We start from the raw sequence: 20,016 nt of genomic DNA on the forward strand, positions 1-20,016 counted from the left end.
ATGAATTATTGTTTTCCAAACAATTTGTTTTTAAAAGGCAAATAAGCAATTATAAAACCAAATTTTTGGTAGATATACACCACGCCAACAACATTCCAAACAATCATGCTGATGGTGCTCGCTACGCTCGCACCAACTACGCCATAATACTTAATTAAAAACACATTCAATAGTATATTGACAAATGCACCGAAAATAGAAATATAAGTAAACTGTTTATGATGACCAGTTGCATTCAATAATTGAGCAACAGGACCACAAGCTGTATTAAAAAATTGCCCAACTACCAAAATCATTAATGGAATAGTACCATCAGCAAAAGTACTACCATACAACTGCATGATTTGTTTAGCCAAACCAAACAATAAAATATAAATTGGAAGACTCAACCAAAAAATTAAACCAGAAGAACGTTGTACCAATCTACTAAGTTCTTTCATTTCATGCTTATAATATAGCTGAGTAATTTTTGGTTGCACAGTAGTATTGATAGCTACCAAAAGCGTAGCACTAATCAATGCAATATTTGTAACTGTTTTATAAATGCCAACATCAGCAGTAGAAATGTCAAATATCTTGAGCATAAACACATCAGCATTATTATTCACTAAAAATGAAAAATAAGTAATGAACATTGGGAAAGATAAGTGTCTAATTGTTTTCAGCTCAGGCAGAATGAGTACAGGCTCATCTTTAGAAGCAACAACAAAGTTTTTATAAATTGGATATATGGTAAATAAAAATGGCAACAATGCCAAGGTTATCCAATGCAAATAAATTGGATTATAGATTATAAAAAAAGTAGGTAACAATCAGCAACAAGATTATTCTTAATATAGTTGGAATAATTAAGGTAATATTTGCAGTATTAATTTTTAATCCAGCTTTTAAGCTAAAGAAAAAAATGTCGCCGAGCACAGCAGGCAAAACAAACAAAGCACTAATTCTAAATAAATTTGTAAGCGAAGGTTCATTCCAATAATTTGCTAAGTATGGAGCAATAATGTATAAAATGATAGACAACACAACCCAATTCAAAACAACCATTTTATTACCTAACATAAAATAATGATAGGCAGCTTTGGTGTTATATTTAATTTTATACTCAGGAATAATGCGCTGTAAGGCATCTTTAATACCAAAATTGCATAATATGCCAACAATAGACATTACTGTAACTACTAATGTTAATTTTCCAGATGCATCAGCACCATAATATCTACCAATAATAACACCAGAGATAAAACGCAAACCTTGAACAATACCTAAGGTAACAAATGTAGAAAGGCTACCTTTGGCAACAAATGAAAAATTCTTGTCTTGCAATAATTTGTTTATCTTTTCTGTATATTGCTTTGGAAGCATTGATAAATATAGAAATAAAATATGCGCTTTTTGATTTTCAAACAATAAAATTTGTAATTTTATAATCGTCACATGGCAAGGTCAATATTTAAAAAGATATTCTTTATTACCATAATTCTTTTGTTAGTATCACAGTTGGTAGATGCTATATTGCCATATGGTTGGGCAGATATTGTACAATACACCAAAATTCAAGATTATAAGCAGAACAAACAACAGTACAATGCATTGTTTTTTGGAGGCAGTTTAGAATATAGACACATTATGCCAAGTATTGTAGATAAACAATTAAAAGATAAAAATATAAATTTTAAAAGCTATAACTTAGGTGTAGATGCACACAATATTATTCAGCAAGTATCAGATATTGAAGGTGTATTGAAAATAAAAAACCCAAACCTAAAATACGTCTTTGTTAGTCTTTCTAGCGAACCATATTTCTTTGCATATAATAAAAACACATCAAAATGGTTGGCTTGGAACAATGCAAAATCTACCTATAGAGCATTGAGTATTTTGCCAAATGCAGGAAAATCAGTAAAAGAAAGATTGCGATTTAGCATTTTATATATCAGAAGTTGGATAATGAATTTGTTTAAAGTAGGTATTTGCCAGATGTACTAACACATTATTTTGTTGCAGATACCTTGCACCACGCATATATTGGCACACAGAAAGATGGCTTTTTTTCTTATGATGAAGAAAGAGCATATTTAGAGAAATTTAATGCAGGATTAGATCAACCATTAATTGAATCTAGAAATAGTTTTGTGAACACACCAGCACACAGAGATAGCTTATTGAGTGGAAATATAGAACAATTTAGACAATATAAAAGCACAGATAAACCGAACCAACAAGAACTAGCAATGCTTGAAAACTTAATGAAAAAATTAGCAAAAAAAGGAATAGATATTTATTTTATTTTGCCACCAAGAGCAAGAACAACTTACTCGTTTTTATTGCCAATTTACCATGCATTACCACAAGAAAGATGTATAGAATTAGCCAATCCGATCCAATACCCAGAGTTTTATACATACGAAAATGGTTATAATTTTCATCACCTAAATTTGAAAGGCGCAAAAATATATAGCCAAATATTAGCTGAAAAGATAGAACAACTATTGAACATAAACAGCAGCGTAACTGGACAATAGAATTAATCTACTATACTAATTTTTATCATGTTCGTTCTGCCTCTTCCTTTTATTGGCATACTTGCTGTATTTATTACAATATCTTCAGGCTTTAGCTTATCAATGCTTTTTAATAAGCCAATAATATCACGAATAGATTTGTCTGTAGTTTCAAAATTATCGTAGTAGAATGCTTCCACGCCCCAAACCAAACTCAGCTGATTAATTAAGTTTTGGTTGCTCGTAAAAATATAAATATTAGACATTGGTCTGTAACTTGCCAGCATAAATGCTGTGTAGCCAGAATACGACATGCCCAAAAGTGCCTTTGCTTCTACATCTTCGGCAATACTACAAGCATTGTAGCATATAGCATCTGATAGAAAAGACACAGAATTTTTATTAGGCAATAAATTTTTAAAATATATTTTATGTTGTTCTTCTGTTTTTCTAATAATCTTATCCATTGTCTGGATTACCTTTATCGGATATTTACCTACTGATGTTTCTGCACTCAGCATCATAGCATCTGCGCCATCAAAAACACCATTTGCCACATCTGTAATTTCTGCTCTAGTTGGTCTTGGCATTTCTATCATAGATTCCATCACTTGCGTAGCAATAATTACTGGCTTTGCATGGTATATACATTTTTCTATTATATTTTTTTGTATAATAGGCATTTCTTCCATAGGTACTTCTACAGCCAAATCGCCTCTAGCTATCATTACGGCATCACTTGCTATAATAATATTGTCCAAATCTTTTATTGCCTCAGGTTTTTCAATTTTAGCAATAATTTTTGCTGTAGATTGTCTATCATTTAAGTATGTCTTTAGTTCTGTAATGTCTGATGCTTTTCTAACAAAAGATAAGGCAATCCAATCTATTTGATGTTGTAAAATAAAGGCAACATCTTCCATGTCTTTTTCAGTCAAACTTGGAATAGATATTTTTGTATCTGGAAGATTAAATCCTTTTTTGGATGATAAAATGCCACCAAATACTACTGTACATTCTATTGTTTTCGCATTTAGTATTTTGGTAACTTTTAGTTCTATTTTTCCATCATCAATCAAAATAGATTCGCCAACTTTTATATCATTGCTTAGGTTTTCATAAGTTACACTAATGATGTCTTTATTGCCAATTACATCTTCAGAACTTACTTTTATAGTATCATTTTCGTTTAATGTTATTCCATTATTTTCAATAACACCAATTCTTAATTTTGGACCTTGTAAATCTGCTAAAATTCCTATATTTAGTTGTAGTTTTTTATTTAGTGCGTGTATATTTTGTATAACAGCCAAATGCTGTTTGTGATTTCCATGAGAGAAATTTAATCTAAATACATTTACGCCTGCATGCATTAAAGCTTCTAAGTTATCAATATCACTACATGCTGGGCCAACTGTGGCAACGATTTTTGTCTTTCTACTTTTGTTTATCATTAAAATGTCTCATTAAAAGATTGTATTTGGTTTTTATATTTTCTATGTCTATTTCAAAGATAGACTGAATTCCTTTAATTTGCTTGAGTACTTGCGTTATTTCATCTTTATTAAAATAATCTTCTTCGCCTTGGAATAAAAAAATGTAATCAAAGTTTTTCATTTCAGGAATAAGAATATTACCATCATGTTTGTTTTTTATAATTTCAATTGTATAAAAGTCTAACTCATTAACATACTTATATGCATTAAAGTTGATGTATCTTTTTTCTTTCTGTTGATAAAATGCAATATCATCTACTCTTTTGAGTTTCCAATCTAAAATTTTATTGAGCAACCAACATAGTCTATAATCTTCTAATGGACTATTGATGCCCCAAATATTAAAATTGAAGGAGATAGAATCAATGATATTTTTATTCTTCTTAATCACTTACTAGTTGTTCTTCAGATGTAGAATAATGGTATAAAATTTCATCCAAAACTTCAAAAATTGCTTCTTTTTGTTGCAATGTTACCAACTGAGTTCTATATGGTTTAATGTGTTGCAAGCCTTTTAGGTAATTACTATAATGTTGTCTCATCTCTAAAATACCTAAGGTTTCACCTTTCCATTCAATAGATTTCTCTAAATGTGTTTTAATGACATTAATACGCTCATCTATTTGTGGTGTTGCAATAATATTTTTATTAAATATGAATTCTTTTATTTGATTAAATATCCATGGTGCGCCAATGGCAGCTCTTCCAATCATAATTCCATCTACGCCATATTTATTTTTATAGTCTAATGCTTTTTGTGGAGAATCGATATCACCATTTCCAAAAATAGGAATATGCATTCTCGGATTGTTTTTTACTGCGCCAATTAATGTCCAATCTGCTTCGCCTTTGTACATTTGTTTTCTGGTTCTGCCATGTATGCTTAGTGCTTTTATGCCTATGTCTTGTAGTCTTTCTGCAACTTCTACAATGTTTTTAGAATTATCGTCCCAGCCTAATCTTGTTTTTACAGTTACAGGCAAGTTAGTTGTTTTTACTACTTGCTCTGTGAGTCTAATCATTTTGGGTATATCTTGCAAAATACCTGCACCAGCCATTTTACATACTACTTTATTCACAGGACAACCATAATTAATATCTATTAAGTCTGGTTGTACTTCTTCTATTATTCTAGCAGATTGTACCATAGCATCTTCTTCGCCACCAAACATCTGAATGCCAATTGGCTTTTCGTAATCAAAAATGTCTAATTTCTGAATACTTTTCTTTGCATGTCTAATTAATCCTTCTGAAGAAATGAACTCTGTGTACATCAAATCAGCACCATATTGCTTACAAACATATCTGAATGGCGGATCACTCACATCTTCCATTGGTGCCAAAATAATTGGAAATTCTCCAAGTTCTATGTTGTCAATTTTTACCATCAATACTAGACCAAAGATAATAAATTCTGTGTTCTAAAAATTTTACAAAAAGTTTTAATTGATATATAAATTTGTATTTTACAACCAAAAAGCATAAAAATGCATACAGGAAAAAGATTTTCGCCTTTAGTATTTTTTAAATGGTCACTTCAGGATACTATAGTATTAATATTAATTGCTACAATACCTACCATATTATATTATTTTGGACAAACCTATGTTGCTCTACCATGGCAACCTATAGCACTATTAGGTACAGCACTTTCTTTTATAGTTGGTTTTAAAAATAATGCAAGCTATGGAAGAGTTTGGGAAGCTAGACAAATATATGGTGGAATAATAAATGATAGTAGGAGCTTTGGATATACACTACGTGATTCATTAGGTAAGAACAATATTAATACAACAAAAGAAATGTTTTATCGTCATTTTGCATGGCTAACAGCATTGCGTTTCCAATTGAGAGAGCAAAGAAGTTGGGAAAATACAAATAATAAAAGAAGCAACAGAAAATACATGGAGAAAACCTACAAAGTACCAGAATGGGAAAGTAATATAGAAGTAGAATTAAGAAAATATCTAGATGTAGAGCAACTAAAGTATATATTATCGAAAAAAAATAGAGCAACTCAATTAATAGCATTACAATCTAAAAACATTGCAAAATTGAAAAACGATGGAATAATTAATGATTTTCAATGGTCAGAATTGCAAAATAGTATTACTAAACTAATAGACGACCAAGGCAAGGCGGAACGTATCAAGAACTTTCCTTATCCAAGAAACTTTGCATCTATCGCCACCTATCTTATGTTTGTATTTGTAATCTTATTGCCATTCGGACTAATTGATGCATTTAACAAAATTGGCGAAGGTACATTTCTAGAAGGATATACTATTTGGCTGAATATTCCAATTTCTGCTATTGTAACATGGTGCTTTCATACACTTGATACAATAGGCGAAAGTTCTGTTAATCCATTTGAAGGTGGCGCAAATGATATTCCAATTACACAAATTAGTAGAATGATAGAAATAGATATGAGAGACATGCTAGATGAAATTAACTTGCCAGCACCGATTGTGCCTATGAATGAAATTTTATTATAAAAACTAAAACTTATCTGTTATAAAAAGATGGAAGAAATAAAAAAAATTGCAGAATATTCAGGAAACTACATAACATGTGGCACTATTATAATTGTAACATTTATTATCGCATTCATAATAAAAAAATATATGAATGAGAAAGTAGTTGAAAAAGCAACAAGGCACCAAATTGATGCAACAAGTTTTGTGTTCTTAAATCACTTAATTATATCTATAGTTTATTTTCTTGGCTTTGGTTGGGCATTGTTGCTATTGCCAATTACACACACGTTTGCACATTCACTATTTGCTGGCGCAGGTGCATCTACGCTAATTCTTGGATTTGCATCACAAAATTTATTTACTAATCTTATAAGTGGCGTATTTTTAGTTATCAATCGTCCATTTAAAATTGGCGACAATGTGGAATTTCAAGGAATTACAGGCAAAGTAGTAGAAATTAATCTTAATGCAGCTATTATTGAAGATAAAGACGGAAATAGAAATATTATTCCAAGTTCATTAATTATAAATGATAAAATAAAAATTATAAAAAATGCTTAAAAGTCAAAAATTAGAAATCATCAGAAAGTGGTATCCACATGCAATTACAACATTAGATAGCGTAAATAGGATAATAGATTTTTTTGAAGAAGAATTAAAAATAGAATCGAAAAGTGTAATGCTTGCAGATAGTATTTGTAGCGATGATGTAAATAGCATACAATATCCAGCAAGAGCCTTAGATTTCTTAGGTCCTTTCAAAATGGGCGGATTAGATGGTTACCCTTTTACTGGATTAACAGGAATGGGTGCTTTTGCTAGTCATGTTCCAGATGATGGTGCTGTTTTTATATATTATGGACCACATATTGGTATTACAAAAACAGGCGAATTAGGAGAAATACATAGAATAGGACAACACAAAAATAGTGGATGCTGTGGTGCAGCAAAAGGCGCATTAAGTAAATTACTCAATAATGAAATAATAGAAGGTAATATAACAGAAATAGACTATCAGATGAATACGATTGAGCAAATTTTATTTGCACAGAAAGATAGAATAATTAATGCAAAAACACCATATTTGAAGCAACAGAAGTTATCTACGAAGCAATAGACAAACGCATCAACGAATTAATAGGGAAAACAAAATACAATTGCAAATATGTTGTTGCAATTGGTGCAGTACTTATCAATAGTGATAGTGATATGGGTTCATTTGCTCAAACAAAAAACTTTAAGGTAACTAATGTAGCAACAGGCGAACAGAAAGACTATACACACTATCTCAAAGAATGATATAGCTGTACACAAATATTTTCTTGTTCAGTCATTAATGATTTGTCTGCTTTCTTTTTGTCGTTATAGCCTATTAAGTGTAAAAAGCCGTGCGCCATTACTCTTAATAGTTCGTCCATTTCAGAAGCATTAAATTTAATTGCATTCTCGACTATTCTATCAATACTAATATAGATTTCGCCATTTATAGATGTAGCATGCTCTGCTAAGTTGAATGTGATAATATCAGTGTATGTATCATGTTGTAGAAACTGCATATTTATTTCAAGTAGTTGCTCATCACTAAGGAAAATGTATTGTAGTGAGTCAATTTTTTGATGGTAATGTTGTTCTAATGTCTTAAACCACTTTTTAATACTTATAGATTTAAAGTACTTAGGCTTGGCAACTTCATCAAAATAAAATGAAACATGCATTGTATTAGTTTTCTGCTACTACTTCTTGTACTTCAGGTACAAATCTTTTCATAATATTTTCTATACCTTGTTTTAGTGTAATTGTAGATGAAGGACAACCACTACATGAACCTTGCAATTGTAAAGTCAATTTGCCATCTTGAAAACTAACGAATGAAATATTGCCACCATCCATTTCTACAGCTGGTTTTACATATTTGTCTAATGCGGTTTTTATTCTAATATCTACATCAGTATCATTGTCAGCAATTTGGTTGCTTGCTGTTTTGCTTGGTTTTACAAACTCTGGCAAAAGCAAAGGCTTATCTTCATCAAGGTATTTTTTCAGAAATTGTTTAATTTCTGGCATCAACTCAAACCATTCCAGTTTATCATCTTTAGTTATAGAAATAAAATTATTAGACATATATATTGCTACAACATTAGGAAATTGGAATAATTCGATAGCAATAGGTGCATTTTTTGCTTCGTCAATATTTTGTATTTCTACAAAGTCATTAGGCATCAAAGGTCTATTTACTACAAATTTTAGTGTGTTTGGGTTAGGTGTTGTTTCTGTGTATATCATCGCAGGAACTACTTTTATCGTATCCATGTTTTTTTATTTTTTTGATTAAGAATTAATTTATAGCTTCTACCTTCACAATTTCTGGTACAGCCATTTTTATTGTACTTTCTACGCCAGCTTTCATGGTAGATGCACTCATTTTACAAGTTTCGCATGTGCCTAATAGTTTCACAAAAACAACTAGTTCTTCTGTTATATCTACTAATTCTATATTGCCACCATCAGCTATCAAAAATGGTCTGATATCGTCTAGTGCTTTTTCTACTTTTTGATGTAGTGTTGCTTCTGCTGTCATTTAATATTTCAAATTTAATTATTTTACTGAAATTCAGTGTTTAATATAGCAACTTGTTGCGCCACAGCTTGTGCTATATGCTCAAATGCTTTGCTTGATGGTGTAGAAAATTGCAGCGCAATAGGTCTTCCTTCATCTCCACCTTCTCTAATGGCTTGTACTAATGGCAATTCTCCTAAAAATGGTACATCAAATTGTTGTGCAATTAATTGTCCGCCACCTTTTCCAAAAATATAATATTTCTTTTCTGGCAAATCTGGTGGAACAAAATATGACATATTCTCTACAACACCTAAAACTGGAATATTTATGCTTTCTAGTTGATAAAAGGCAACTGCTTTTCTTGCATCTGCAAGTGCTACTTCTTGTGGTGTGGTAACAATAACTGCTGCTGTAATGCCAATTGTTTGTGCCAACGTAAGGTGAATATCGCCAGTGCCTGGTGGCAAATCTATGATAAGATAATCTAAATCTTCCCAAAGTACTTCTGTTATCATTTGTCTGAGTGCAGAAGTTGCCATTGGGCCACGCCAAGCAACAGGTTGTTTTTCTCCAATTAAGAAACCAATAGACATTACTTTCAAATCATTGTACATTAATGGTACAATAAAATTTCGTTCATCTATTTTTTGTACTGTCGGACGTTGGCTTCCAAGGTTGAGCATTGTTGGAATTGATGGCCCATGAATGTCTGCATCTATCAATCCTACTTTTGCGCCAGTATTTGCTAGTGCTAATGCCAAATTTACAGATACGGTAGATTTTCCTACACCACCTTTGCCTGATGATATTGCAATTAGGTTTTTTACATTAGGCAATAGTTCAGCTTTTATATTTTTTGCTGTTGCCACTTTTGATGTAAAGGTTATGTCTACTTTTGCTGTGTTTGAAACCAATTGAGCAATAGCATTTCTACAATCTTCCTCTATTTTATCTTTAAGTGGACAAGCTGGTGTCGTTAGTTCTACTGTAAATGCAATATTATTTTCGTCAAATGATATGTCTTTTATCATATTTAGTGATACCAAATCTTTTTTAAAATCTGGATCATCTACTTGTGCTAATGCATGAATTATTTTTTCTTCTGTAATAGTCATCTGAATGCAAAATTAAGCTAATTAATTACAAATAATGCGATAGTTTTGTTTAGATTTGTTTTAAATAATACTAAAATTAGTGTGTTGTATATGAAAGCAATGGTTTTTGCAGCAGGATTAGGTACAAGACTAAGACCATTAACCAATGATATTCCAAAAGCTTTGGTGAAAATTGGTGATAAACCTCTATTGCAAATTGTAATAGAACAATTGAAAAGCTATGGAATAACAGAAATTGTTATTAATGTACATTATTTGGCACAGAAAATAGAAGAATTTCTAAAAACGCACAATAACTTTGGAATATTAATACATATTTCTGATGAAAGTGATGAATTGTTAGAAACAGGTGGAGGATTATTAAAAGCAAAAGATTTTTTTGTTGATGATAATGCACCATTTTTGGTATGCAATGCTGATATTTTTACCAATATTAATATCCAAGAGTTTTTAAATCAGCATAAAAAAAATAATGCGCTAGCTACTTTGGCAGTACGACAACGTGCATCTTCTAGATATTTGTTGTTTGATGATGAACATATTTTGTTTGGTTGGGAAAATGCCAAAACAGAAAAATTTATTATTCCACGTACATCAGCTAGAAAATATACAACAAATGAATTTGGAGAACAAGTGTTGGTAGAACATCCTTTACACGAATTTGCTTTTAGTGGTTATCACATTATAGAACCAGAAATTTTTAATCATGTAAGTAGAACAGGCATTTTTTCGATGACTGATTGGTACTTAGATTTGTGCAAAAACCATGTGATAAAAAACTACATACACAACGATGATATTTGGATTGATATTGGTACTATTGAAAAAGTAGAAGCGGCAACGCAGACTTATAGAAGCAACAATTCTTTGTAAGCTAATGCGTATTGATATGAATTTTTATTTTCACTCAAAATAAAATCTTGATGTATATCTATAATTTCTTCAATGATAGCTACTAATTTTTCTTCAAACAATAGTAGAATCCATTTGTCAATTGTCTTTGCATTGTTTAAATATTGAATGCCATTTTGTAATTTTTTACAGTAAAATAGCCAACCAATATATTTGCATTTGGATAGTTTTTGTAGTACAACCAAGCATACAACAAACCTTGAAATGTTTCTTTGTAAGGTGTTGCTGTCTTGTTTAATATCTTACTAAAGAAATCATCTATACTTTTTTCATCGCCTTCAGTAGGAAAATTGCAAAGCTTAATGTTTCCTGTTTTATAATCTAAAATTCTAATATGGTTATTTTGCTTATCTATTCTATCTATTTTTCCGTATATCGTTATTTCTTTATTTTTAATGTGTAATGTTGCTTTTAACTCTTGTTCTAATCCAAGAATTTCAAAAGATTCTTTTTGGTCAATATCAAGTACATCAGTAAAAAGTTTTTCAATAATTTTTTTAGAGAATGCATTGTTTTTTTTGAAATAACTTTTTGGATAGCCTAAATCTGCAATAGCTTGTTGTATATAATCATTCTTTTCATATTCATTAAGAACCCTCGGACTTTTGTTTTGCGTATAAAATTTTTCTAATATCTTATGCAAGATGGTACCAAAATCAGCTGATTCTTTGCTTGTGTTTAATTCATCTGGAATGTACACTTTTAGAATATACTTAAGATAGAATTGTATAGGACAAGTTAGATACGTATTGATTGATGATGCTGTGTATTTAATATTTTCTAACTGTTCAATAATTTCTGGATTTTTTGGAATAAGTATTGAGTTGTTCGTATGTACAACATCAGCACTTAGCATATTCAATGTTGATGAATGTATGGCTATCTGCTTTCTATCAAACTCATATTCTATTTGTCGTATAAATCTACTTTTTTCATTATCAGAATCTGAGCTTGCTGAGTTATTGTATATTAAATAGATGTTTTTTGCACGCTTCAGCAATCTATAAAAATGATAGGCATTCACACCATCAAATTGGTCAAAAGTTGGTAGCTGAAAACTTTTTCTAAGATGATATGGAATAAATGAATTGGATTTGTTGGTGCCTGGCAAATTCTTATCATTCAAGCTAAGAATATACAAACTTTCAAAATCTTGCAATCTGGTTTCTAAAAATCCCATAATTTGTATGCTGTTATCGCGCTTGGTTTCAAACGGAATAGCACCATTTAGTATATAATTCTGAATAATTAGTTTTATATCTTTTATACTTTGTAAAATATCGTAGTTAATTATTTTGTGAAAATGCTCAAGTTCACGCGTTAATTCTTGGGCAATTATCTTTTCATTTTCTGTTTGTAATGCTAAAGCTCTTATCAAAGAAATACAATTGGGAATAATTTGTCTTGTATCTAAGTTTTTAAATAGATTTAAAAATGATTCATCGTAAATATACGATGAAAGACTATTTATCTCAAAAGGAAAATTATAATGCTCAATAGATTTAATATTTGACTCTTTGGAAACAATATGTTCTAGTTCATGATATGAAATAAGTGTAGCAAAATCTTTTATATAAATAAAATTTTCATTTATATTTTGGATGCACGATAAATAGTTTTGAATAATATTGCAAATATTACTATTTTTTACTTTGCTGCCCATCGTAATATTTACAATGTCTTTGTCAAATATAGGCTGACAATGTTCTAATAAAGACTCATCACACAATACAATGGCACTATTTTCTTTAGGATTGATTAGGCTTTTTGTGTAATGCACTTGCCCAACATTGCTCGACAATGATATAATATTGATTGTTTGTTGTTCGTTTCTATCAAAGCACCAATGATGATTTTCTCCAGCATATTTTTGCTTGTAGTTTCTAAGGAAATTTCCAGCTTCGTGCCAATCATTATTCATAAATAATTCATCAACATCCCACCAAGTTTCTATATTCTTTTTACATAATAGAATGTCTAGCAGCTTTTCTTCACAGTAGGTAAACGCATTAAAACCACAGAAAATAATATTGTTGTAAGCTATTGTTGTTTTATCTAATTCAATATCGCTAACTAGTTTTTTATAAGCCATACCTTCGTAGCCTATGTTTTCTGCGTTTAATGTAGTTTGTAATTGCTTGTATGTAGCACCAAGATGTTGCCATGTTTTTACAAAATCATCGTACAATATTCCTTTTTTATCGTTCTCTAAATGTTTGTAGAATATTTGCAAATATTCATTGGTTAAATTCTTAAGCTCATAATGTTCGTCAATATCTTTATGTGCTTGCAACACATCAAAAAAATATTCAGTATCTATATTGTATTTATCAATTTCATCAAAATCTTTCAATATCAATTTTCCCCAAGAAATAAATTGATGGAAAGTTTGTCCACTTTGTGTTATAGATTCATGGATTATGAATAATTTTTGAAGTAAATAGAATTCATCTACAATGGATATTCTACTGTATTCATTAAAAAATTCTTGTATTGTTTTAGTTTCTGGAAGAATATATGTTTGTCCTTCTGTTTTGTCTTTTAATATTTGGTTGAATATTGCAACGGCTCTCTTACTCGGAAATATATACAAATTGTCTTTTAATTCTTGAATAGAATATTTGCGTAAGGTATGCTCAACAATTTGTTGAATAAAATTCATACACGAATATATTGAATAAAAAACTTTCTTTTAGGAATTATTCTATAATAGGAATTAAACCACGAATGCCCATGTCTACAACACTATCTTCAATTAGGTTGTTGTTCAAGGCATTTACTGGCTGAAATTGTCCATCACCATTTTTATCTTTCCATTCAAAACTTTTGTTGGTAGACAAAGAAACAATCACAACGATATCTTCTGTTTCGTTTCCAGTAATGGTCAATGTATTAGCAAAACGACCAGTAACAACACAAGAACCTTGTGGTACTGGTGATGTTGAAAATATTGGATTTGGTACTGTTGTTGCACCAGCTGGTGCTTGCCATGTAATTGGATTGACAGTAACTGGCAAACCACTTACTTCCAAACCACCATAACCTTGTTTTCTATTGCCATTTACAGTTACGCTTTGGTTTTTTATAGTATAAGCATCTATGTATGTATTAAATCCAATAAATGATGCAACAGTACCATCTAAATTGAATGAGCCATATGTTGGATGTACATATTTTATTTTGATATCATAGTTCTGATAAGCTAAAGAAATACGCAGCCACTTGTATGTGCCAACGCCAATATTGCTAACTGGAACAGAATAAAAAACTTCGTTGTTGCCTGCAAAATACGCTTTAGAAAAATTAATTGCAGATTCGCCATTTGTCGTTTTTTCATCAGCTTTGTATAATATTTCGCCTTTTCCCAAAAGTGTTAAACTGTCAAAAGCTAATTCTATATAATGTGCTGACATAGAATTGAAAATTGGCGATTGTGCTGCATTTCCTGCTGGCAAACTTAGTATTTCTTGTCCAAAATTATTCAATCTAGTTTGTGTAGAATCAAATCTAAATTTGAATATAAGTTTTAGTCAGTTGGTTCTGTATTATTATTTTTATTGCAAGATGATAATACCATCAATATTGATAGTAAAGAAAAGATGCTCCATTTCATAATTATATTTATTTAATTGTATCAAATTCTATTCCAAATAAGTTAGATGCATTTTGTGTGGTTTGTTTGGCAATTTCATTTATATCTATTTGATAAACAGAAGATAACATATCTGCAACTAAGTAAGTATATGCACTTTCATTTCTTTTTCCTCTGTGAGGTACTGGAGGCAAATAAGGTGCATCTGTTTCTAACACAATATGTTCTAAGTCAATCTTCGATAGTGTTTCTCTCAAGTTTGTATTTTTATAAGTTACCACACCACCAATTCCTAAATAATAACCTAGTTTAATGATTTCGTTTGCTTCTTCGTAGCTACCTGTAAAACAATGAAAAACACCTTTTGGTTTTTCTTTTCTTTTCTTTAGAATATCAATTATTATTGATGTGCTTTCCCTTGAATGAATAGCAATAGGAAGTTGGTGTTGCACTGCCCAATCACATTGTAGTTCAAAAGCAATTTTTTGAATATCGAGCGTAGATTTGTCCCAATATAAGTCTATGCCAATTTCGCCAATAGCAATAGGTTTGTTTTTTAATATAGCTTGATTGATGGTGTCTAATTCTTGTTTGTAGGTTTCTGGTTTTACATAGCATGGATGTAGACCAAGCATAGGAAAAACATTGTTTGGAAATTGATGAACGATACTATACATTGGTTCTATCGTTGTTGCATCAACATTTGGAATAATCATTTTCTGTACATGATGTTTGATAGCATTTTCAATCATTTGAGTTCTGTCGTTATCAAACTGTGTTTCGTATAAATGTGTATGTGTATCTACTAAAATCATTGTTACAAAAGTATAATTTATTATCTTTGAAATAATATTTTGAAGCACATAATTTCATTTTTTTTAATTTGCTTGTTGTTTTTTGTACAGTGCAAAAAGCAACAAAATATATCTTTCTATTATTGGGAAACTACTTATAAACTCAATTCTGCCGAACAGAATTATTTGTCAGAATTTTTAGTAAAGAAATTATATGTCAGATTTTTTGATATAGATAAAGAAAATGGACAATCATTTCCTGTGGCAACAATTCAGATACAAGAAAAGAATAATAACCAAGAAATTGTGCCAGTTGTTTTTATTACCAATGAAACATTTAGAAACACGACAAATCAAGAAATTATACAATTAGCCAATCATGCTTTTAATGAAATTAAATATATCTATCCAAAAATAAGTGATAGGAAAATTGAAGAAATACAGTTTGATTGTGATTGGACAGTGCAAACCAAAGAAAATTATTTTTTGTTTTTAAAGACAGTACAGCAAATTTCAAAAGATATTGTGGTGTCTGCAACAATTCGATTGCACCAAATAAAAGATAAACAAGAAACAGGCATTCCGCCAATAGAAAAAGGCGTTTTGATGTATTATGCAACAAGCAGTCCAATTGAAGACAACAACAATAATTCTATTTTAGATAATAATACAGCAAAAAATTATATTGAGAATTTAGATGAATATCCAATCAAATTAGATGTAGCATTACCAATTTATTCGTGGGCAATTGTAACCAATGAGTTAGGCGAAAAAAGACTTGTGAATGGCATAAGACCAGAAAATTTAAGCGACTCAACTTTGTATCAAAAATTAAATAAAAATAACTATCGCGTAAAAAAAGAACATTACTTGAATGCTATATTTGTATATGAAAACTATGAAATAAAAATTGAATATATTTCTGAAAATGACTTGCAAATTGCTGCAAAAAATATTCGAAAAAAGATAAATAACAAATCATTTCAAACTATACTCTATTATTTAGACGACAAAAACATTAAACATTATTCTACAGAAACCTTAAAAAACTTATAATACATGAAAAAAGCATCACTCGTACTAATTTCACTCATCGTTACTTTAAAATTAAGCTCTGCTTGTGCTGATTTTTCTGAAGATATAACTTATTATAATTTGTTTGACCAAACCTTAGCAAAAGAAGAAAAATTGCATCCATTTCTAGTAACTTTTGATTATATTTTTTATGATAGAGGTTATTGGAATCCAGCAGAAAAATCTTTAGATAGTATAGATTACAATATTGTAGAATGGCAAAAGTTTTTTGATAATCAAATTTCAAGTCAAGATTTAAAGTACATTGTATATCAATCTACGATAGATGAATTAAATGAAATTATAAATAATAAAAACACCAATAAATCTACAAGTATTTTTAAACATAAAATCTTATTATCAGACAAAGGAATTGAGGCACTGAAATATCTTGTGTTTGCTAAAACTTGTGAGCCATTTGCTGTAATAAAACACAGCTATGATACTTGGTCTTACATGGAAGGAAGAGGCGAAATGACCAAATCTCAGTTTATGAAAACAGCAAAAGATGGTAATATTCTTTATGCTGCCACAAAAAACAACGACCTAAAACTTAGAATTGCTTATCAGTTGGTTAGGCTTTCACATTATGGTGGATTTAATGACGATGCCGTGCGATATTTTAATACTTACGTTGTTCCATTAAACAACAAATCTTTGATATATTATTATGCTTTGGAACAAAAAGCAGGAGCATTGTACAATCAGAAAAAATATGCCAACGCAGCACAAAACTATATCGAAGTTTTTAACAATACACCAGACAGACAATTAGCAGTGTACACCAGTTTTTTAATGAATAATAGTTTATTTGTAAATGCTGAAAATACCATCACATCAAAAGAAGAGAAAGCAACACTATATATGCTTCGTGCTTATCATGCATTTTCAAATGGATTGGCAGAAATGAAGAAAATTTATAATTTATTACCCAATAGTTCTAATTTAGAAATTGTTGCTATAAGAGAATTGAACAATATAGAAAGACATATCTTAGAATTACCAGCACAATACAATGGCAACAATTCTTTTTTGAAAGCAGATGCTAAAACTCAAACATATTTAAATAAATTAATTTTATTCACAGAAACATTAGCAAACAACAAAAGCATTATAAGAAAAGATTTTTGGAAAGCATATTTAGCACACCTATATTTTGTATCAGGTAATTATACCAAAGCAGAAAGTACAGCAAAATCTATACAAACTACTGATGATAGAATAAAAAATCAAGCAACAATTACTGCATTTGCAGCATTTATGGCAAGCAAAAAAACAATTGATGCAAATACCGAAAATACAGTATATGATTATCTAAATAATAATAAAGACGAAACAGTACAAGGATACATCTATGAAGTTTTGGGCAACAGATACCTAAAGCAAAAAAGCTACGCAAAGGCATTTTTATGTCACAATGATTTCTCAGGCTTGTATAAGTCATTAGATATTCAGGTAATAAATGATTTAATTACATTTTACAATCAACCCAATAAAAATAAATTTGAAACAGAATTGTGTGCAAAAGAAAACAAAAACGCACTTTCCTATCTATACGAATTAAAAGGAACTTATTATCTAAAAAATGATGACTTAGAAAACGCATTAATTTGGTTCAAAAAAATTCCACCAACACTAAAATTCCTTACAGATATTGAATATAGTTATGAAAACGACATATACAAAGAAATAGTACACGAAACGGAAGGCTTTAATGGATATAGTAATATCTCACCAAAAATATTTAGCAACGGAATAAGACCATATTTTGAAGATGATGTAAATACAGCAATGACTGATGTACTATACAAAACAACAGATTTTAGTTTTATTCCAGATGTTCTAAACAAATTACAACTAACAGAAATACTCATCAAACTAAAAAAGATGGCAGCAGAAAATAACGAGCTGAGTGCAAAAGCAAACTATCTATTAGGCAACTATTATTACAACATATCAGCTTTCGGATATTTTAGAAACATCATGTATTACGAAACAGGCAACTACTATTTATCTAATATCTATTCATACACAAACAACAAACCGAATGATTTAGTAAATCCATACAATTACAATGGCGGCACAGGATTTGTCTATCAAAATCAGTTGCAAAAATCGTTCGATTGTTATATGAAAACAGCAACACAAGCTATCAATAGTGAGTTAAAAGCAAGAGCAACATTCCAAGCATCAAAAATTGAGTTAGACAATCTTTATATCAAAGACAACAAAGAACAATCTCAATACTATTATCCAAGCTTTTGGGAAAAGCCTTATGTACAATATTCTGAAGTAAACAGACCATTGTTCAAAATCTTAAAAACGAAATACGCAGACACCAAATATTTTGCTCAGATAAAAAGTAACTGTTTGTATTTCAAATATTACTTAAATAATTAGTATTATTGCGAACCAATATGTATCAAATTCTAAAATTCTTTTTGTTCCAATTAGATGCAGAAAAAGCACACCATCTTACATTAAATTTACTAAAGACAATCACTAAAATTCCTTTTGTAAAAAGTATTCTAAAGTTTTTGTATCAAAAAAAGGATAAAAAATTAGAAAGAAATATTTTTGGATTACAGTTTAAAAATCCAGTTGGGTTAGCAGCAGGCTTAGACAAAAATGCATCATGCATCGATGGATTAGCAGCATTAGGCTTCGGCTTTGTAGAAGTAGGAACAACCACACCATTAGCGCAAGACGGCAACGACAAACCACGATTATTTAGGTTAATCAAAGACCAAGCAATTATCAATAGAATGGGATTTAACAACGATGGCGCAGAAAAAATAAAGTCGAATATATTAGCATCACAAGCATACAAAAACAAAAACATAATAATTGGTGGAAATATCGGAAAAAATAAAAATACACCAAACGAGAAAGCAAATGAAGATTATATCAAATGCTTTAATACATTGTACGATGTAGTGGATTATTTTGTAGTAAACATCAGTTCGCCAAACACACCAAACCTACGAGATTTGCAAGACAAAGAGCCATTAAAAAACCTATTATTAGAAGTACAAAAAATCAACCAGACCAAAGCAAAACCAAAACCATTATTACTAAAAATAGCACCAGATTTAACTTCATCGCAATTAGACGATATTATAGAAGTAGTAACAGAAACAAAATTAGATGGCATTATTGCAACCAATACAACAATATCTAGAAATAATCTAACTACATCAGCAAATGTCGTAGAGCAAATTGGCAATGGTGGATTGAGTGGAAAACCCATCACACAACAATCAACAGAAGTAATAAAATACATTGCACAAAAAACAAATCAACAAATACCAATTATTGCAGTTGGCGGCATCATGACAGCACAAGATGCCATAGATAAATTAAATGCAGGCGCAGCATTAGTACAAATCTACACAGGATTCGTGTACAACGGACCAAGTCTAATCAAAGAAATAAATCAAAAAATTTCAAAACAATAGATTAACCAAGCTAACAATTATTATATCGCAA

At 30.2% G+C, this 20,016-nt stretch carries 19 protein-coding genes and 2 pseudogenes; 9 read left to right on the forward strand and 12 right to left on the reverse strand.

What is annotated here, in order from left to right; genetic code table 11:
- Positions 1 to 5: 5 nt before the first annotated feature.
- Positions 6 to 773 (reverse strand): polysaccharide biosynthesis C-terminal domain-containing protein, encoded by a 768-nt coding sequence (locus IPK18_06650; protein ID QQR99180.1) that lies wholly within the window; start codon positions 771 to 773, stop codon positions 6 to 8.
- 10 nt (positions 774 to 783) lie between these two features.
- Positions 784 to 1,365, reverse strand: coding sequence for an oligosaccharide flippase family protein (locus IPK18_06655; GenBank protein QQR99181.1), 582 nt, complete (start codon positions 1,363 to 1,365; stop codon positions 784 to 786).
- Between the two features lie 72 nt (positions 1,366 to 1,437).
- On the opposite strand from IPK18_06655, the gene IPK18_06660 reads away from it, so the two are divergent.
- Together IPK18_06660 and IPK18_06665 are read left to right on the forward strand one after the other, a co-directional pair.
- A complete protein-coding gene (locus IPK18_06660; GenBank protein ID QQR99182.1) occupies positions 1,438 to 1,989 on the forward strand; it encodes a hypothetical protein in 552 nt (183 codons plus the stop codon).
- Positions 1,974 to 2,525, forward strand: coding sequence for a hypothetical protein (locus tag IPK18_06665; GenBank protein ID QQR99183.1), 552 nt, complete (start codon positions 1,974 to 1,976; stop codon positions 2,523 to 2,525). The genes IPK18_06660 and IPK18_06665 overlap by 16 nt, the downstream gene beginning before the upstream one ends.
- A 2-nt stretch (positions 2,526 to 2,527) precedes the next feature.
- Here IPK18_06665 and pyk read toward each other — a convergent pair whose 3' ends face one another.
- Genes pyk through dusB form a run of 3 tightly spaced genes read right to left on the reverse strand, consistent with a single transcriptional unit; the run spans position 2,528 to position 5,388 of the window.
- On the reverse strand, positions 2,528 to 3,958 hold the full coding sequence (gene pyk, locus IPK18_06670) for a pyruvate kinase (protein ID QQR99184.1): 1,431 nt from the start codon (positions 3,956 to 3,958) through the stop codon (positions 2,528 to 2,530).
- Positions 3,942 to 4,391: an IPExxxVDY family protein gene (locus IPK18_06675; protein ID QQR99185.1), complete on the reverse strand. Its 450-nt coding sequence runs from the start codon at positions 4,389 to 4,391 to the stop codon at positions 3,942 to 3,944. Before IPK18_06675 ends, pyk begins: the two co-directional genes overlap by 17 nt.
- The gene (dusB, locus tag IPK18_06680) at positions 4,384 to 5,388 is read right to left on the reverse strand and encodes a tRNA dihydrouridine synthase DusB (protein ID QQR99186.1); all 1,005 of its coding nucleotides are present in this window, start codon (positions 5,386 to 5,388) and stop codon (positions 4,384 to 4,386) included. The genes IPK18_06675 and dusB overlap by 8 nt, the downstream gene beginning before the upstream one ends.
- Positions 5,389 to 5,487: 99 nt before the next feature.
- On the opposite strand from dusB, the gene IPK18_06685 reads away from it, so the two are divergent.
- The 3 genes and pseudogenes from IPK18_06685 to IPK18_06695 all read left to right on the forward strand — a co-directional run bounded on the left by IPK18_06685 (position 5,488) and on the right by IPK18_06695 (position 7,779).
- The gene (locus tag IPK18_06685; protein QQR99187.1) at positions 5,488 to 6,498 is read left to right on the forward strand and encodes a multidrug transporter; all 1,011 of its coding nucleotides are present in this window, start codon (positions 5,488 to 5,490) and stop codon (positions 6,496 to 6,498) included.
- Positions 6,499 to 6,525: 27 nt separating this feature from the next.
- Positions 6,526 to 7,041, forward strand: a complete 516-nt coding sequence (locus IPK18_06690; GenBank protein ID QQR99188.1) for a mechanosensitive ion channel — start codon at positions 6,526 to 6,528, stop codon at positions 7,039 to 7,041.
- A pseudogene (locus IPK18_06695) lies at positions 7,034 to 7,779 on the forward strand (hypothetical protein). Before IPK18_06690 ends, IPK18_06695 begins: the two are co-directional and overlap by 8 nt.
- Here the strand turns inward: IPK18_06695 and ybeY are convergent.
- The 4 genes from ybeY to IPK18_06715 are packed head-to-tail and all read right to left on the reverse strand — an operon-like array spanning position 7,764 to position 10,155.
- Positions 7,764 to 8,195, reverse strand: a complete 432-nt coding sequence (gene ybeY / locus IPK18_06700; protein QQR99189.1) for an rRNA maturation RNase YbeY — start codon at positions 8,193 to 8,195, stop codon at positions 7,764 to 7,766. The pseudogene IPK18_06695 and the gene ybeY overlap by 16 nt on opposite strands.
- Positions 8,196 to 8,199: 4 nt before the next feature.
- Positions 8,200 to 8,790, reverse strand: coding sequence for a NifU family protein (locus tag IPK18_06705; protein QQR99190.1), 591 nt, complete (start codon positions 8,788 to 8,790; stop codon positions 8,200 to 8,202).
- 25 nt (positions 8,791 to 8,815) lie between these two features.
- A complete protein-coding gene (locus IPK18_06710) occupies positions 8,816 to 9,058 on the reverse strand; it encodes a NifU family protein (protein ID QQR99191.1) in 243 nt (80 codons plus the stop codon).
- Positions 9,059 to 9,081: 23 nt separating this feature from the next.
- Positions 9,082 to 10,155 carry an Mrp/NBP35 family ATP-binding protein gene (locus IPK18_06715; GenBank protein ID QQR99192.1) on the reverse strand — a complete coding sequence of 358 codons (1,074 nt, stop codon included), beginning with the start codon at positions 10,153 to 10,155 and terminating at the stop codon, positions 9,082 to 9,084.
- Between the two features lie 90 nt (positions 10,156 to 10,245).
- Between IPK18_06715 and IPK18_06720 the strand changes: the two genes are divergently transcribed.
- Positions 10,246 to 11,028 carry a nucleotidyltransferase family protein gene (locus tag IPK18_06720; protein QQR99193.1) on the forward strand — a complete coding sequence of 261 codons (783 nt, stop codon included), beginning with the start codon at positions 10,246 to 10,248 and terminating at the stop codon, positions 11,026 to 11,028.
- A gap of 136 nt (positions 11,029 to 11,164) precedes the next feature.
- Here the strand turns inward: IPK18_06720 and IPK18_06725 are convergent, their stop codons facing one another.
- From IPK18_06725 to IPK18_06735, 3 genes and pseudogenes are all read right to left on the reverse strand, one after another.
- Positions 11,165 to 13,729: a PD-(D/E)XK nuclease family protein gene (locus tag IPK18_06725; protein ID QQR99194.1), complete on the reverse strand. Its 2,565-nt coding sequence runs from the start codon at positions 13,727 to 13,729 to the stop codon at positions 11,165 to 11,167.
- Positions 13,730 to 13,766: 37 nt separating this feature from the next.
- Positions 13,767 to 14,680, reverse strand: a pseudogene (locus tag IPK18_06730) (hypothetical protein).
- A gap of 8 nt (positions 14,681 to 14,688) precedes the next feature.
- On the reverse strand, positions 14,689 to 15,474 hold the full coding sequence (locus IPK18_06735) for a TatD family hydrolase (GenBank protein QQR99195.1): 786 nt from the start codon (positions 15,472 to 15,474) through the stop codon (positions 14,689 to 14,691).
- Between the two features lie 165 nt (positions 15,475 to 15,639).
- On the opposite strand from IPK18_06735, the gene IPK18_06740 reads away from it, so the two are divergent.
- The 3 genes from IPK18_06740 to IPK18_06750 are packed head-to-tail and all read left to right on the forward strand — an operon-like array spanning position 15,640 to position 19,985.
- Entirely contained in the window at positions 15,640 to 16,509 is an 870-nt protein-coding gene (locus tag IPK18_06740) for a hypothetical protein (protein ID QQR99196.1), read from the forward strand.
- Between the two features lie 3 nt (positions 16,510 to 16,512).
- A complete protein-coding gene (locus IPK18_06745) occupies positions 16,513 to 18,927 on the forward strand; it encodes a hypothetical protein (GenBank protein QQR99197.1) in 2,415 nt (804 codons plus the stop codon).
- A gap of 17 nt (positions 18,928 to 18,944) precedes the next feature.
- A complete protein-coding gene (locus IPK18_06750) occupies positions 18,945 to 19,985 on the forward strand; it encodes a quinone-dependent dihydroorotate dehydrogenase (protein ID QQR99198.1) in 1,041 nt (346 codons plus the stop codon).
- Positions 19,986 to 20,016 lie beyond the last annotated feature (31 nt).

This window comes from Sphingobacteriales bacterium (assembly GCA_016699615.1).
In the GTDB taxonomy this organism is placed as follows: Bacteria; Bacteroidota; Bacteroidia; order Chitinophagales; family JADIYW01; genus JADJSS01.